This window comes from Telmatospirillum siberiense (genome assembly GCF_002845745.1).
Lineage (GTDB): Bacteria > Pseudomonadota > Alphaproteobacteria > Rhodospirillales > Magnetospirillaceae > Telmatospirillum > Telmatospirillum siberiense.
On record NZ_PIUM01000001.1, the window covers coordinates 144,676 to 159,529 of the forward strand.

Genomic DNA, 14,854 nt, shown 5'->3' on the forward strand with positions numbered 1-14,854 from the left:
GGTTATTCGCCTTTGAACAGCCGGTTGAAGCCGGCGACGGCCGCGGCGGCGCCTTCCGGATGGGCCCAGACGCCGGCCGAGACGGCGAGAAAATCGGCACCGGCTTCGATCAGGGGTTGTGCATTGTCCAGGGTGATGCCGCCGATTGCGACGCAAGGGATCTCCATCAAACCCGACCACCAGGATAGAAGGCCCGGATCTGCGTGATGCGAAGCCTCCTTGGTCGTCGTCGGATAGAAGGCGCCGAAGGCCACGTAGTCGGCGCCCTGCTCGCCGGCAATCATCGCCAAGTGCCGCGAATCGTGACAGGTGACCCCGACGATGGCGTTGGGGCCGACGGCGTTCCGGGCCTGGGCATAGGTGCCGTCCTCTTGGCCGATGTGCACGCCGTCGCAACCGGTTTCGAAGGCCAGGTCGGGGCGATCGTTCAGGATGAAGGCGACGCCGCGCTTTTGCGCTTCCGGCCGCAGCACATCGATGATCCGGCACAGGGCGTCATCGTCCAGATCCTTCACCCGAAGCTGGATGCAGGCCACGTCGCCTGCCTCCAGAGCCGAGATCATGGTTTTTGAAAAGGTCTTCACGTCCTCCAGGTTTGGCGGCGTGATCAGATAAAGGCGGCTGTTGGTCGGAATTTCAGGTTTTCCCCAGATAAATGTCGATGATGGCGTTCAGCATGGCGAGCGCCTTGTCGCGCGGGCGTTGAAACGTGTTGCGTCCGATGATCGATCCGAACCCTCCGCCATCGCGAATGGCCCGGATGCCGTCGAAAAGCGCAGCCTCGTCGTTGGTGGCGGCGCCACCGGAGAATATCACGATCCGGCGTCCCTGGAAGCAGGACTGCACCACGTGGCGGATGCGCTCGGTCAGGGTGGCGATCGGGACGGCGGTTTTTTCATAGACCTTGCGGGCCGCCTCCTGTTCGAGATCGGCGGTGGGCAGCTTCACCTTGATGATGTGGGCGCCGAGCAGGGCCGCCATGTGGGCGCCATAGGCGATGACGTCCATCGCGGTTTCGCCGGAGGCCGACAGGGCGCCGCCGCGCGGATAGCTCCAGACGACGACGGCCAATCCCGCCGATTTGGCTTCGGCGGCCAAATCGCGCAGATCCTCGAACATGGCATAGGCCTCGTCCGATCCGGGATAGATGGTGAAGCCGATGGCCGAGCATCCGAGGCGCAGGGCATCATCGACGCCGGCCGTCACCGCCTGGGTGGCGGCCTGTTTTTCCCGAGAGAGGGAATTGGCGCTGTTGACCTTGAGGATCGTCGGGATCTGTCCGGCGAAACTGGCGGCTCCCGCTTCCAGCATACCCAGCGGAGCCGCGTAGGCCGACAAGCCGGCGTCGATTGCCAGTTGAAAATGGTAATGCGGGTCATAGGCGGCGGGATTGACGGCGAAACTTCTGGCCGGTCCATGTTCGAAGCCCTGATCGACCGGCAGGATGACCAGCTTGCCGGTCCCGCCCAATCGCCCATGCAGAAGCAGGCGGGCGAGGTTTGTCTTGGTGCCGGGGTTATCGCTTTCGTAATTATCGAGGATGTGCCTGACGCGACCGATATCCGGGACGGATTGTGCATTCATGGCGGGGGCTCCAAGGGGAAGAGGGATCCCTTGGCACTTGGTCCACCGCTTGTGCCGTTGCAACGGCCTTCGCGAAAACGACCGGTTCTTTTACTTATCCCCGCTTGAGCGCCGTCCTGGTTTTGGCGACCAGCGTCAGAAGGTCTCTCATGTCGATGCCGTCGCAGGCCAACAGGCGGGCCATGATGGGATCGTCGAGCAGTTCATCGAGCGTGGGTTCGTGATCACCGACGAAACGGTCCGGCGTGCAAAGGCTGCTGTGGGGGATGGGTGGCAGGGCGGTTGGATGGCGCAGCGAATGCCCGGTACTTTTCGGGATGGCGGATATGCAGGCGGCTGGCGTCATTTCTGTCCTCCACGCGGTCGGAAAGCGGCAAAGTCGCCGAGGCGGCGTCGCCACATACTGCGGCGTGCGTCTTATAAGCCGGTTCGGCCGGCCATCGGCATGACTTTATCTTAATCGTTTTGTGGCGGTTCGATGACGCTTGCCCTCGGATCCCGTCCGGTTCCGGTGAAAGAGGCGCGGCATGCCGCCAGCGGGTCGGGATGATTCCTCAAATCCAGGGCATCGTCGGGAATCGTCGGGGCTAGGCAGGCACCGGTTTGCGCTGCGACGTCGGCTATTTTGGCGAGAACGGCCGGAGGGGCATCGAGACTCACCGCCTCGACCCCGCCCCGGAGAGCCGCAAGGGCCAAGCCGCAGGCCGTGCCGCAATCGAGAACGGCCAGACATTGTGCCGAGGGGTGTCGTCGCCGGGCGTCTTCGATCATCGCCAGGAAATAGCCGGCGCCAAGGCTTTGCGCGGCGACGGCGGAAGAATGGAGTATGGGGTGGACGCCCGTCTCCTCCGCCGCTTCCAGGGCCGCGAGGGTATCGGCGGGAGTATGGACGATGACATGAAGCATGGACGAAGCATGCCATCTTCCAGGATCAGATGGCATGCCTTGCCTGGGAAAAAGACGTGGCGCGGCTGGATCAGCCTTCCAGATCGACGCGATAATTTTCGATCACGGTATTGGCCAGCAGGCCTTTGCACATCTGTTCGACAGCGCTCTTCGCCTTGGCCGGGTCCGTTTCCGCCAGTTCGAGTTCGATGAACTTGCCCTGGCGCACATTGTCGACACCGGCGAAGCCAAGCGAAGAGAGAGCGTGCTGAACCGCTTTTCCCTGCGGATCGAGAACGCCGGACTTGAGGGTGATATGAACCTTGGCTTTCACGATATGCTTCCTTATTGAACGGTTTCCGGACCTTTGAAATCGCGTGGGCCGCCTTCGGGCAGAATGCCCAGCCGGCGCGCCACTTCCTGATATGCCTCTTCGACCCCGCCCATATCCCGGCGGAAACGATCCTTGTCCATCTTTTCGCCGGATTTGAAATCCCAAAGACGGCAATTGTCGGGGCTGATCTCGTCGGCGAGGACGATCTGCATGTCGTCACCGCTGTAAAGGCGGCCGAATTCCAGCTTGAAATCGACGAGGCGGATGCCGACACCGAGAAACAGGCCGGTCAGGAAATCGTTGATGCGCAGGGATAGCGCCATCAGGTCGTCGAGATCCTGGACGGTGGCCCAGCCGAAGGCGGTGATATGCTCTTCCGAAACCATCGGGTCGTTCAATTCGTCCGACTTGTAATAATATTCGACGATCGAGCGCGGCAGGGGAGTGCCTTCGGGAATACCGAAGCGTTGGCTGAGCGAACCGGCGGCGACATTGCGGATCACCACTTCGAGCGGGATGATCTCGACCTCGCGCACCAGCTGTTCGCGCATGTTGAGGCGGCGGACGAAATGGGTGGGAATACCGACCTCGCCCAGGCGCAGCATCAGATATTCCGAGATGCGGTTGTTCAGCACGCCTTTGCCGGTGATGGTCCCCTTCTTCTTGTTGTTGAAGGCGGTGGCATCATCCTTGAAGTACTGCACGAGGGTGCCGGGTTCCGGGCCTTCGAAGAGGACCTTCGCCTTTCCCTCGTAAATTTGCTTGCGTCTGGCCATGCTCTGAATTCCGGCATAAGAGTATGTGCTTAAAGCGAATTCGTCGCCTTGATGTCCTTAAGCACCAAAGGACCGGTACGCTTGGCGTCCGGTCCCTTCAAGATATTTACGCTCCATATAGCAGGCGCGCCCCGCCAGTACAACAACCTCCGCCCCGTTCCACGGGCGTGGCAGCCCTGCGGAGGCGGTTTTGCACGTCCGTTCTCGTCACAGGATGACGGGGCGGTAGCTCATTTCATCGGGAGGGCCGGGAGCGAACAGAAAAACCGGTTCGATTTCCGGTAATTCGACGGAAGGCAGGGCGATCAGAGCGGAACTTCGGGTGCCGAATCCCGTGTCGAGTTGGAAGGTCAGGCCGGCTTGCCTGTCGAGCACCCCCTGCGGCGCCCGGTTGGCCAGCAGATCTTGCCAATCGCGCCATTGACCGGCATCGGGATCGGGAACCCCGGCTGTTTGGAAACGGGGAAGAAAGGCCTTGATACGCGGGTCCGTGTCGTCGTTGACTTCCGAGGCGGTCAGCATGCTGACCCCTTCGGCCAGGGGAACGGCGCGAACCGTTTCTCCGTCGGCTCTCAGCCAAAAAGCGTCGCGGTTGTCGGCGACGACCATGTTGAAGGGCCGGTAGGCGCCCGTGTGGAGGTGGAGCAGGGCGTCGGCGGCGTCGACCGCGTCGGCGTGGTCGAGGGCCTCGAGCACCAGCTCGCCCCGCGATCTTTTGCCCTGTTGTGGTCCCAGCGTGCCCGTGCGATTAAGAATGGCGGCCACCACCCCTTCGTCGTTGAGGCCGAGCCAGGAACCGCCGGCCAATTCGTCCAGTCCCCCGACGACGTTTTCGCGGTCGTCCCAGTGGCGGCCCGGCGGACGCCATGGCCGCCCCGTCATCTCATCGCGGTTGGCGCCGATGAGGATCGGCCAGCGGTGGTCGGGACGACGAAGGATGACGATGCTGCACATGGGCTTTCCAGGAAACCTGCGGATATCTCCGCAAGAGGGTTTGAGACAACCGCTATATTACATGGCGCTGATGTGAGATTTCCAACAGCTATATTACTCAATCGCGAAAAATCAGAACACTGGGGTGACGGATGGGCGGTTTCGATGAGCGTGAAAAGGCCTTCGAGGCCAAATACCATCTCGACGAGGAACTGGCTTTCAAGATCGGCGTGCGCCGCGCCAAGCTTCTCGGCCTGTGGGTGGCCGAACAGCTGGGGCTTTCGGGCGAGGCGGGGGTGGTCTATGCCCGAAAGGCCGTCGAGGCCGATCTGGGCGATTCGGCCCACGTCGGCCTGTTGGCCAAATTGCGCACGGATCTGCTGGCCGGCGGTAAGGACGCGGCGGTCGGCCGCCTCGCCGATGAATTCCATCGGCTGGAGGCGGAAGCCAGAGGTCAGATCGTCGCCGAAGTGACCGCCGGCAAGCAGGCGATCCCGCCGGAGTGATGATGCCTATTCCTGTCTGCCGAACACCCGTTGGAAAATCGTTCCGACGTGCTTGGTGTGATAGCCGAGGTCGAACAGGGCCTCGATCGCCGCGGAGCCCAGATGGGAAACAACCTCGTCGTCGGACTTCAGCAGATCGAGGAAGCGCCCCTGGCCGTTCCATACCTGCATGGCGTTGCGTTGAACCGCCTTATAGGCGTCCTCGCGGCTCATGCCCGCCTGGGTAAGCGCCAGAAGCACGCGTTGGCTGAAGATCAGCCCGCCCAACTGGTTCAAATTTCGCAGAATGGCATCGGGATAGATGACCAGATTGGCCACCACATTGGTCAGGCGCGCCAAGGCGAAATCGAGGGTTACCGTCGCATCGGGGCCGATCATCCGCTCCACCGAGGAATGGCTGATGTCGCGTTCGTGCCAGAGGGCGACGTTTTCCAAGGCCGGCGTGACCATGCCGCGCACCAGGCGGGCAAGCCCGGTGATGTTCTCGGTCAGCACCGGATTGCGCTTATGGGGCATCGCCGAACTGCCCTTCTGCCCGGGGGAGAAATATTCCTCGACCTCGCGCACTTCCGTGCGCTGCAGATGGCGGATTTCCGTGGCGACGCGTTCCATGGAACTGGCGATGACGCCCAGGGTGGCGAAGAACATCGCATGGCGATCACGCGGAATGATCTGGGTCGACAGCGGTTCCGGAGTCAATCCCAGTTTTTCGGCCACATGGCTCTCGACGAAGGGATCGATGTTGGCGAAAGTGCCGACCGCTCCTGAAATCGCACAGGTGGCGATATCCTTACGGGCGGCGGCCAGACGTTCGCGGTTGCGTTGGAATTCGGCGTGGAAGCCCGCGAACTTCAGTCCGATGGTGACCGGTTCGGCGTGGATGCCATGACTGCGTCCCATGCAGGCGACGTCCCTGGTCTCGAAGGCCCGCCGCTCCAGGGCGGCCAGAAGCCCGTCGATGTCGGACAGCAGAAGATCCGCGGCCTGGGTGAGTTGTACGGCGAGGCAGGTGTCCAAGACGTCCGAGGAGGTCATCCCCTGGTGGATGAAGCGCGCCTCGGGGCCCACATGCTCGGCCAGTTCGGTGGTGAAGGCGATGACGTCGTGCTTGGTGACCTTTTCGATCTCATCGATATGGGCGACGCGCTCCGCCGTATAGGGCTTGTTGCCCTTTTCCCACACCGCCTTGGCGGCGCTGGCCGGGATCACACCGAGCTTGGCTTGGGCGTCGCAGGCGTGCGCCTCGATTTCGAACCAGATGCGGAATTTGTTTTCCGGCTCCCAGATGCGGGCCATGTCGGGGCGGCTATAACGAGGGATCATCAGGGGTGTCCTTGAGAAGCGAAGAGCGTATGTGCCAAGCGGTGGTTATGGCAAACTTCCGCCTTCTTTTGAAGTCGCTTCACGGAAAGGCCCGTTGATAAGTGAAACAGGCCCTTCAGTCCGAGCTGCGTCTGAGCCCGCCGGAAGCGGCAGGGCGGCGCCATATGAAGCCTCAGGGCGGAGACGCGATAATTTCGCGACGACCCTTAAGGGGCGCATGATAAAGGAGAAAAACCGGGCGCGAAACCGTCTGGTTTCGCGTTCTATTCGCGACCGTAGCGGATGAAATCCGTCCAAGTGCGCTCGACGTGCAGCATGCTCTGCGTGGCGACTTCCAGACCTTTTTGAGTCTCCGGAGAGGTCAAGATCTTGGCTGCCAATCGGTTCTGCAATTCGCGGATGCCGTTGCAAAGGCGCATGCCCTTGTCCGTCAGCTTCAGACGGATGGACCGGCGGTCATGCGAGCAGCGTTCCTGTTCGAGATATTCGAACTCGGTCAGCTTCTTGATGTTGTAGGAAACATTCGAGCCGTGATAGTAGCCGCGATCCTTGAGATCGCGAATAACCACCTCGGCCTCGCCGATGTTATAAAGAAGCAACGCCTGTACCGCGTTGATGTCTTCCACATCCAGGCGACGAAGTTCGGTCCTGAGCACATCCAAGAAATGGCGGTGCAGTCTTTCGACCAATCGGACTATGTTGAAATAGGGCTCGCTCACGGGATGGATGATATGGTCATAACGGATGTTGCGCAACACCCAATCAATACTTTCATAAATTAGAGGCGCGGCATCCTGGACGAGGATGTCTTTCGAATAGCCGGAAGCCTGGATTTTCGCGGGGCGGGAGGCCCCTCCAAGCGGTTCGTCCGCCGTCCTATTGTGGACATCTTTGGTAGACATCCTGCTGTCTGGGGATAAAAGCGTGGGCGGCTGGATCGACCGCCGGTAAATATCCCCCGGGGACGGGGCGATCCATTGGAGTTTTTGAACCGTGCCAAGTTTGTTGTCGTGCGTGCCCATAGAAGAGTTCGTTGTTCACTATGGATATTGGGCGGTTTTCCTGATTGTCGGGCTGGAAAGCGCCGGATTGCCGTTGCCGGGCGAAATCACCCTGATATCGGCGGCGATCATCGCGGCGACCACGCAGACCCTAGATATTTCAACGGTGATCGCCGTTGCCGCCGCCGGAGCGGTGGTCGGAGACAATATCGGTTATTGGGTGGGGCGGGAGTTCGGTTTTCGTCTGCTGTTGCGCCATGGCTCGCGGATCGGTATTCGCCAGCGGCAGTTGAAACTCGGTCAGTTTCTGTTTCTCCGTCACGGCGGAAAAGTGGTGTTTTTTGGACGCATGGTCGCCGTGCTGCGGGTCCTGGCCGCCCTTCTCGCCGGCGTCAATCGCATGGCCTGGGGACATTTTCTCGTCTGCAATATCGCGGGCGGCGTCCTGTGGGCCGGTCTCTACGGCGGGGGCGCCTATCTGTTCGGCCGTCAAATCCAGGAGGTGACGGGGCCGGTCAGTCTGCTAGCGCTTCTGGCCGGCATCGTCGTGATGCTGCTTTCCGCCCGCTACGTTCGCGGCCACCAGCACAACCTGGAGGAGGCGGCGGAGCGGGCGCTTCCTGGGCCGTTAAAAGATCTCTAGCGGCCCCGTTTCGTCTTAAATGAAGGAGTCCCACCCGCCCGGCGCTTGAGGGCTCCGCTGATCGGTTTCCGATCTCCGCAACTCGGTATTAAGCCTCGTTCGACATTTCCGCCAGAAAGGCATCGGCCTGTCTGCGCAGGGTTTCGGCCTGCCGACCCAGGTCATCGGCCGCCGTCGCCACCTGACGGGAGGCCGTGCCCGTGCTTTGCGTTCCTTCGGTTACCTCGCGGACGTTTTTCGTGACATTCCTGGTTCCCTCGGACGCCTGTTGGACGTTGCGGGCAATTCCCTGTGTCGCCGCGCCTTGCTGTTCGACGGCGGCGGCGATGCCCGTGGAGATTTCGTTGATCTGGCCGATGGTCTTGGTGATGCCGGCGATGGCCGTCACCGCGCGTTGGGTTGCCGTCTGAACCTCGCCGATTTGAGCCGCGATTTCTTCAGTCGCTTTCGCCGTCTGATTGGCCAGCGTCTTGACCTCGCTCGCCACCACGGCGAAGCCTTTGCCGGCGTCTCCGGCCCGGGCCGCCTCGATGGTCGCGTTCAGGGCCAGCAGATTGGTCTGGGAGGCGATATCGTTGATCATGCTGACCACATCGCCAATCCGCTGCGCGCCTTCCATCAGGCCGCCAATCAGCTCGTTGGTCGTTCGCGCCTCCTCCGAGGCTTCGGTCGCGATGCGGTTGGAATGACTGACTTGGCGGGTGATCTCGGCGATCGAGCTCGCCAACTCCTCCGCCGCCGAGGCGACCGTCTCAACGTTGGACGACGCCTGTTCCGCCGCCGTCGCGGCGTTCGAGGCGCGTTCGGACGTGTGTTCGGCGACGCCTGACATCGAGCGGGTTATCTCCTGCATCTGGCCGACGGCGCCGACCACCGTGTTGATGGTGCCGCTGATGTCGCGGTTGAAGGCAAAGGTCAACTGCTTGACCTTTTCGGCCCGCTTTTCCTTGGCTTGTTTCTCCTCGTCGATCAGTGCCTGCACTTCCCGTCGCTTTTGCAGGCGCTCCTTCCAAACCTCCAGGGCATGCGCCATGGCTCCGATCTCGTCTTTTCGCTCCTTGTGGAGGATCTCGGTGTCCAGATGCTCCTCGACGAGCGCCTTCATGGTTTGCACGATGTCGCTGGCCGGACGGGAAATGGTCCTGCCGACCTTGTAGGTGACGAGGCCGACGGAAGCCACAAAGCCGATCAGAAATCCGGCGGCGAGCATGGCTTGCCGCCGGAAGTCACCGACCAGGTCGTCGATATAGACGCCCGTGCCGATGACCGCGTTCCAAGCTGGCAGCGGGGCGGCATAGGAGAGTTTCGGCTGTGGCGTGGGAACACCGGCCTTCGCCCAATCGTAACGGACGAAATCGCCGCCGGCTCCACCCGCCGCGATGAGGGCGCGGACCACCGGGACCCCATTCGTATCCCTGAGACCGGAGCTGTCCTTGCCGATCAGTTCACGGGTCGGGTGGACGAGAAAGGCGCCGTCATTGCCCAGAATGAAAACATATTGGCCGTTCCTGTAGATCATCGCCGAGATCAGCCGATCGGCCTCCTGCATGGCGGTTTTTCGGTCTATTTCCCCATTTGCCACGCGTTGATCGAGGTGCCGTGTCACGTCGATGGCGATTTCCGTGATGTCTTTGAGTTTGGCCTTCCGTTCCTCAAGCTGCGTGTTCCACAGCATGGTGAGACTGACGGCCGCCCAGCCGAGAAGCGCCAGGACCGATATCGCCATAATGAGCAGAACTTTTGTATTGATCTTCAGATTAACAAGCATGGTCGATCCCCCATCACTCTTTATTGTGCCGGCACAACCAAAGCGTCAATTGTTTTGGTGGGGTGATCTGTCGAGGTGCGGCGAACGAGAAAATTCTATTTTTGCCGGGGTATCCATCACTGCCGTCTTGGCTGGATGGCCATTTTCGGCCTGATACGATCGTTTCGACGGATCGCTATTCGTATCTTGCAAACATTCTTATGGTTGGATGGTCGATTAAGCATCGGCTTTGGAAGGGAAACAGGTGTATTTGTTTGTGGTAAATCGTTCAACTATGAGACTAAAGCTGTAGTTATTTACAAAAAAATATCATAATGTTTACATGTTGTGCATAATTTTAATCAGAGTGTGATTGTATCTACGATTCACTTATTTACAAAAAATCAAGGGTTGATAAAGTTGGCTTATGGCATACTGGCTATTAGATCTATGCGCTCTGTAGGGGGCAAAATGAATTTCGTATCTTTCTCCAATATCCGGTCCATCCAGATGAAAATCGCTCTGGTGTCCGGTTTTTGCCTGGTCGGGACGATCGCCGTTTTGATCGGCTATGGCCTTTTTTCCTCGAAAAGCAGCCATGACTATGTCGCGGCGGAAACCTCGGCCCTGGCCGACGACCTCAGCAAGAAGGCGTTGTTGAACCGGGCAGGCCAGGAGGCCGCGACCGTCAAGGCGGAACTTGATCTGGCCTTCGACGCGGCCCGCAATATGGCGCATGCCTTCGCGATCCTGGCCGACGAGAAGAACGGGACGCCGACGGCGCAGCGGCGCTCGCAGCTCAATGCCGTGTTGAAAAACGTGCTCGAGCACAATCCCGGCTTCAACGGCACCTATTCGGCCTGGGAGCCGAACGCGCTGGATGGCGACGACGCCGAATTCAAGGACCATCGGGATCTGGGTTCGGACGGCACCGGCCGCTTCCTTCCCTACTGGACAAGAAGCTCGAATGGCACGATCGCAATTCAGCCTTTGGTTGAATATGACAGCAAGGAAAAGCATCCCAACGGGCTGGTCAAGGGGGCTTGGTTTATCAACCCGCAGACCTCCGGCAAGGAAAACATCCTTGGCCCGCTGCCTTACATCGTCCAGGGAAAGTCGGTGTTTCTGGCCACCATGTCGGTTCCCGTCGTGGTCAATGGAAAGTTCCGCGGTGTCGCCGGGGCCGATTACAATCTCGATTTCGTCCAAAAGGTGGCCGTGCAGGTCAACAACACGCTGTTCGACGGCAGAAGCAAAGACAGGGGAAAGGTGGCGATTCTCAACGATACCGGCTTGATCGTCGCCAACAGCGCCAATGCGGACGTCATCGGTAAGACCGCAGCGGAAGCCGATCCGCGCTGGGCGGAAAGCCAGGCGATCGTCCGGGCGGGAAAAGCCGTGATCCAGGATGACCCCAAGTCACCCTTCATCGACACCTATTCGCCAATCAGGCTTGGTTCGACCGACACGCCATGGGCGGTCGTCATTTCGGTTCCCAGGGACGTGGTGATGGAACCGGTGCGTAAACTCGACGGTGCCTTGAGCGCCCAATCGGCATCCAGCACCGCCTGGCAGATCGGCGTCGCCCTGGTCGTCGCCGCGGCGGCGATCAGCCTGATCATCGTCGCCGCGCGCGGTATCGCCGCTCCCATCCGTCGCTGCTCGGATTTCGCCAACGGCATCGCGAACCAGGACTTCAATCAGAACCTCGAGCTGCGGCAGGTCGACGAGGTGGGGCTTTTGGCGGATGCCCTGCGCAAGATGCAGGACGATTTGAAGCGGAGTATCACGCAACGGGCGGAGGCCCAGGCGCAGGCCGAGGCGGAACGGCGCCGTGTCATGCATGAAATGGCCAACACCTTCGAATCCTCAGTGGGGGGGGTGGTCAGCGGGGTGACTTCCGCCGCGACCGAATTGCAGACCACCGCACAGGCCATGTCTGCCAACGCCGAGCAGACCAATCAACAGGCCACCAACGTCGCCACCGCCAGCGAACAGGCCTCGGCCAGTGTTCAAACGGTGGCCAGCGCCGCCGAGGAACTCTCCTCGTCGATCAGCGAGATCGGCCGCCAGGTCGAGCAGTCCAGCCGGGTTTCCCTGTCCGCCTCCGAAGAGGCCAATCGCACCAACCAGACGGTGCAGGGATTGGCCGACAGCTCTGCCCGCATCGGCGAGGTGGTCAAGCTGATCAACGATATCGCCTCCCAGACCAATCTGTTGGCCTTGAACGCGACCATCGAGGCGGCGCGGGCTGGCGATGCGGGCAAGGGTTTCGCCGTCGTTGCCAACGAGGTGAAAAGCCTGGCCAACCAGACCGCCAAGGCGACCGAGGAGATCGGCGCCCAGATCAACGCCGTGCAGACGGGAACCGGGGAAGTGGTCAGTGCGATCGCCGGCATCGTCAACCGGATCGAGGAAATCAAGCAAATCTCGACGGCGATCGCCTCGGCGGTCGAAGAGCAATCGGCGGCCACGGCGGAAATCGCCCGCAACATCCAGCAGGCGGCGACCGGCACGCAGGAGGTCTCGTCCAACATCGGCGGCGTGACCCAGGCGTCCGCGGAAACCGGTTCGGCGGCCGGGCAGGTTCTGGACTCGGCCCGGACATTGTCGAAGGAGGCCAAGGATCTGCGGGATGTCGTCAGCCGTTTCCTGGAGACGGTCCGCTCCGCGTAAAACCGGCCCCGCGGCTGCTTCAGATCAATCCCTGCGAGCGGAAACTGAAGCAGCCGTTTCTGCCTATCACCAGATGATCGTGCACGATGATGCCGATAGGGCCGGCCGCATCCCTGATGCGGCCGGTCATTTCGATATCGGCCTGGCTGGGCGTCGGATCACCCGAGGGATGGTTGTGGACCATGATGATGGCGCTGGCGTTCAGTTCCAGCGCCCGCTTGACCACCTCGCGAGGATAAACCGGCGTATGGTCGATGGTTCCCTTTTGCTGGGGCTCGTCGGCGATCAACGCGTTTTTCCGATCGAGGAACAGCAGGTGAAAACGTTCCTGGGGCAGATGGGCCAGGGTGACCTTGCAATAGTCGAGCAGTTTTTCCCATGACGACAGAACGGGTCTGCCGAGCACCTCGGCCTGGGCCAGCCTTTGTGCCGCGGCGCCGATCAGCTTGATGGCGCAGGCGGTGTTGTCCTTGACGCCGGGAACGGCGAGCAGGGCCGGGAGTTCGGCATGAATTACCGCGCCGAAGCCGCCGAAACGGGCCAGAAGAGTCTTGGCCAGCGGCTTGACGTCCTTTTGAGGTATGGCCAGGCAGAGAATCAGCTCAAGCAATTCGTAGTCGGGCAGCGCTTCGGCGCCGCCATCGAGGAAACGCTGGCGCAACCGTTGCCGATGTCCGAGATAATGCGGCGAATCCTTGGGGGCGGCGGAAGTCATTGGCCGAGATTACCGTTCCCGGCCAATGGTTGAAAGGGGCTCGATCGGGGCAATCGGTGAACCCGCTTGGCCCCTTTAAATTCTTGTCCCCTTGGCCTGCTCACACCGCGTAAGGCGGGCAGTGCAGCCCGGCCGGAGACAGGGTGAATATCTCGCAACCGTCCGCCGTCACCCCGATGGTGTGCTCGAATTGCGCCGAGAGGCTTTTATCCTTGGTCACCGCGGTCCAGCCGTCGGACAGGATCTTGGTCTCGTGGCGGCCGGCGTTGACCATCGGTTCGATGGTGAAGATCATGCCTTCGCGGAGCTCAAGTCCGTGACCGGGTTTGCCGTAATGCACGACATTCGGCGGTTCATGGAAGATGCGTCCGACCCCGTGACCGCAAAAATCGCGGACCACCGAGAATTTCTGCTTCTCAACGAACTGCTGGATGACATGACCGATGTCGCCCAGGGTGGCGCCCGGCTTGACCACCTCGATTCCCCGCATCAGCGATTCATAGGTGACTTCGCACAGCTTGCGGGCCTTCACCCCCACCTTGCCGACGTAGTACATCCGGCTGGAATCGCCATGCCAGCCGTCGAGGATGGGCGTGACGTCGATATTGAGTATGTCGCCTTCCACCAGGACCTTGTCGCTCGGAATTCCGTGGCACACCACATGATTGACCGAGGTGCAGATCGATTTCGGATATCCGCGATAGTTGAGCGGCGCCGAAACGCCGCCGTGCGTCCGGGTGAACTCGTCGCACAGGCGATCAAGTTCACCCGTGGTGACGCCCGGGACGACGAAGGGGGTGATATAGTCGAGACACAAGGCAGCCAAGTGTCCGGCTCGGCGCATCGATTCGAAATCCTCGGGGCCGTGCAGGGTGATGCGGTTCACCTCCCGGCTGCTGTCGTTTCGTTCCATCCTATCTCTCACTTTTCAAACGAACGCCCGTCGCCGGACAGTCTCAGGGGCAACGGCTGATCGAGCCGAATCTCCTCCAACGTCAGGCGGCAAGCATAACAATATACTTCGACTCCGGCGGCGGCGGCTTGCAACAACGCTTGCGAATAGACCGGATCGATATCGCTGGCCGGCATGAAATAGCAGCAGTCTTCACGCTGCACCAGGAACAGCATGACAGCCCTGTCGCCGGCTTTGACGACCTCGGTCAGTTCGTGGAGGTGCTTGGTCCCCCGCGCCGTCACGGCATCGGGAAAACAGGCCGCGTCACCTCGTTTCAAGTGAACGTTTTTCACTTCGACGTAACATCTGGGGCGATCGGGTGACGTCAGCAACAGATCGACGCGCGAATTCGTTCCATAAGGCACTTCGCGTCGAATTTGGCTGTAACCGGCGAGGGGGGCTACGGTCCCCGAGGCGATCGCCTCGGCGACGATGGCATTGGGGTGCATCGTATTGATGCCGACCAATCCTCCGTCGATGCGCGCCAATTCCCAACTCCAGGCCAATTTCCGCGTCGCACTCGGGTGGTGGGACAGCCATACCTCCAGGCCCGGATCCGCCAATCCCAGCATGGCGCCGGAATTGGCCACATGCGCCGTGACCAACTCACCGTCGGGCAGGGTGACGTCGCTCAGGAAGCGTTTGTAGCGTCGTACCAATGTGGCGCGTTGCAAAGGGGTGGTGAAAATCATCGGTGAAGGCTAATCCAATTCAACCGTTGCGTCGATAATGTCCGGCGGTTGTTACATTTCAGATAAGGCATGCCGGCACATGCC

At 60.8% G+C, this 14,854-nt stretch carries 16 protein-coding genes; 3 read left to right on the forward strand and 13 right to left on the reverse strand.

The window, feature by feature from the left end:
* Positions 1–2: 2 nt before the first annotated feature.
* From thiE to CWS72_RS00735, 7 genes are all read right to left on the reverse strand, one after another.
* On the reverse strand, positions 3–653 hold the full coding sequence (gene thiE, locus CWS72_RS00705; protein WP_101248635.1) for a thiamine phosphate synthase: 651 nt from the start codon (positions 651–653) through the stop codon (positions 3–5).
* On the reverse strand, positions 637–1,584 hold the full coding sequence (locus CWS72_RS00710; protein WP_101248636.1) for a class I fructose-bisphosphate aldolase: 948 nt from the start codon (positions 1,582–1,584) through the stop codon (positions 637–639). The genes thiE and CWS72_RS00710 overlap by 17 nt, the downstream gene beginning before the upstream one ends.
* 94 nt (positions 1,585–1,678) lie before the next feature.
* Positions 1,679–1,930, reverse strand: a complete 252-nt coding sequence (locus CWS72_RS00715; RefSeq protein ID WP_101248637.1) for a hypothetical protein — start codon at positions 1,928–1,930, stop codon at positions 1,679–1,681.
* 110 nt (positions 1,931–2,040) lie between these two features.
* Positions 2,041–2,490 (reverse strand): hypothetical protein, encoded by a 450-nt coding sequence (locus CWS72_RS00720; RefSeq protein ID WP_101248638.1) that lies wholly within the window; start codon positions 2,488–2,490, stop codon positions 2,041–2,043.
* Positions 2,491–2,560: 70 nt separating this feature from the next.
* Entirely contained in the window at positions 2,561–2,803 is a 243-nt protein-coding gene (gene purS / locus CWS72_RS00725; protein ID WP_101248639.1) for a phosphoribosylformylglycinamidine synthase subunit PurS, read from the reverse strand.
* A gap of 11 nt (positions 2,804–2,814) precedes the next feature.
* Entirely contained in the window at positions 2,815–3,579 is a 765-nt protein-coding gene (gene purC, locus CWS72_RS00730) for a phosphoribosylaminoimidazolesuccinocarboxamide synthase (RefSeq protein ID WP_101248640.1), read from the reverse strand.
* Positions 3,580–3,786: 207 nt separating this feature from the next.
* The gene (locus tag CWS72_RS00735) at positions 3,787–4,533 is read right to left on the reverse strand and encodes an NRDE family protein (RefSeq protein WP_101248641.1); all 747 of its coding nucleotides are present in this window, start codon (positions 4,531–4,533) and stop codon (positions 3,787–3,789) included.
* Positions 4,534–4,664: 131 nt separating this feature from the next.
* Here CWS72_RS00735 and CWS72_RS00740 point away from each other — a divergent pair, with 131 nt between their 5' ends.
* The gene (locus CWS72_RS00740; protein WP_101248642.1) at positions 4,665–5,018 is read left to right on the forward strand and encodes a DUF1476 domain-containing protein; all 354 of its coding nucleotides are present in this window, start codon (positions 4,665–4,667) and stop codon (positions 5,016–5,018) included.
* A gap of 6 nt (positions 5,019–5,024) precedes the next feature.
* Here the strand turns inward: CWS72_RS00740 and purB are convergent, their stop codons facing one another.
* Positions 5,025–6,341 carry an adenylosuccinate lyase gene (gene purB, locus CWS72_RS00745; RefSeq protein ID WP_101248643.1) on the reverse strand — a complete coding sequence of 439 codons (1,317 nt, stop codon included), beginning with the start codon at positions 6,339–6,341 and terminating at the stop codon, positions 5,025–5,027.
* Between the two features lie 263 nt (positions 6,342–6,604).
* On the reverse strand, positions 6,605–7,363 hold the full coding sequence (locus CWS72_RS28705) for a MarR family winged helix-turn-helix transcriptional regulator (RefSeq protein WP_338056134.1): 759 nt from the start codon (positions 7,361–7,363) through the stop codon (positions 6,605–6,607).
* Here CWS72_RS28705 and CWS72_RS00755 point away from each other — a divergent pair.
* A complete protein-coding gene (locus CWS72_RS00755) occupies positions 7,356–7,985 on the forward strand; it encodes a DedA family protein (protein WP_241911515.1) in 630 nt (209 codons plus the stop codon). The genes CWS72_RS28705 and CWS72_RS00755 overlap by 8 nt on opposite strands.
* 88 nt (positions 7,986–8,073) lie before the next feature.
* Here the strand turns inward: CWS72_RS00755 and CWS72_RS28560 are convergent, their stop codons facing one another.
* Entirely contained in the window at positions 8,074–9,753 is a 1,680-nt protein-coding gene (locus CWS72_RS28560; protein ID WP_101248646.1) for a methyl-accepting chemotaxis protein, read from the reverse strand.
* 450 nt (positions 9,754–10,203) lie between these two features.
* On the opposite strand from CWS72_RS28560, the gene CWS72_RS00765 reads away from it, so the two are divergent.
* Positions 10,204–12,408: a methyl-accepting chemotaxis protein gene (locus CWS72_RS00765; protein WP_101248647.1), complete on the forward strand. Its 2,205-nt coding sequence runs from the start codon at positions 10,204–10,206 to the stop codon at positions 12,406–12,408.
* Positions 12,409–12,427: 19 nt separating this feature from the next.
* On the opposite strand, the gene radC is transcribed toward CWS72_RS00765, so the two are convergent.
* From radC to sfsA, 3 genes are all read right to left on the reverse strand, one after another.
* Positions 12,428–13,123 (reverse strand): RadC family protein, encoded by a 696-nt coding sequence (radC, locus tag CWS72_RS00770; protein ID WP_101248648.1) that lies wholly within the window; start codon positions 13,121–13,123, stop codon positions 12,428–12,430.
* A gap of 100 nt (positions 13,124–13,223) precedes the next feature.
* Positions 13,224–14,036: a type I methionyl aminopeptidase gene (map, locus tag CWS72_RS00775; RefSeq protein WP_101248649.1), complete on the reverse strand. Its 813-nt coding sequence runs from the start codon at positions 14,034–14,036 to the stop codon at positions 13,224–13,226.
* 8 nt (positions 14,037–14,044) lie between these two features.
* Positions 14,045–14,770, reverse strand: a complete 726-nt coding sequence (gene sfsA / locus CWS72_RS00780; protein WP_101248650.1) for a DNA/RNA nuclease SfsA — start codon at positions 14,768–14,770, stop codon at positions 14,045–14,047.
* Positions 14,771–14,854: the final 84 nt, after the last annotated feature.

Bases quoted from the DNA above. Each gene is read 5' to 3' on its own strand.
- sfsA (WP_101248650.1), bottom strand. From the start codon at position 14,770: ATGATTTTCACCACCCCTTTGCAACGCGCCACATTGGTACGACGCTAC.
- purC (WP_101248640.1), bottom strand. From the start codon at position 3,579: ATGGCCAGACGCAAGCAAATTTACGAGGGAAAGGCGAAGGTCCTCTTC.
- CWS72_RS00710 (WP_101248636.1), bottom strand. From the start codon at position 1,584: ATGAATGCACAATCCGTCCCGGATATCGGTCGCGTCAGGCACATCCTC.
- CWS72_RS00715 (WP_101248637.1), bottom strand. From the start codon at position 1,930: ATGACGCCAGCCGCCTGCATATCCGCCATCCCGAAAAGTACCGGGCAT.
- CWS72_RS28705 (WP_338056134.1), bottom strand. From the start codon at position 7,363: ATGGGCACGCACGACAACAAACTTGGCACGGTTCAAAAACTCCAATGG.
- CWS72_RS00720 (WP_101248638.1), bottom strand. From the start codon at position 2,490: ATGCTTCATGTCATCGTCCATACTCCCGCCGATACCCTCGCGGCCCTG.
- CWS72_RS00735 (WP_101248641.1), bottom strand. From the start codon at position 4,533: ATGTGCAGCATCGTCATCCTTCGTCGTCCCGACCACCGCTGGCCGATC.
- purB (WP_101248643.1), bottom strand. From the start codon at position 6,341: ATGATCCCTCGTTATAGCCGCCCCGACATGGCCCGCATCTGGGAGCCG.
- CWS72_RS00740 (WP_101248642.1), top strand. From the start codon at position 4,665: ATGGGCGGTTTCGATGAGCGTGAAAAGGCCTTCGAGGCCAAATACCAT.
- map (WP_101248649.1), bottom strand. From the start codon at position 14,036: ATGGAACGAAACGACAGCAGCCGGGAGGTGAACCGCATCACCCTGCAC.
- CWS72_RS00765 (WP_101248647.1), top strand. From the start codon at position 10,204: ATGAATTTCGTATCTTTCTCCAATATCCGGTCCATCCAGATGAAAATC.
- CWS72_RS28560 (WP_101248646.1), bottom strand. From the start codon at position 9,753: ATGCTTGTTAATCTGAAGATCAATACAAAAGTTCTGCTCATTATGGCG.
- radC (WP_101248648.1), bottom strand. From the start codon at position 13,123: ATGACTTCCGCCGCCCCCAAGGATTCGCCGCATTATCTCGGACATCGG.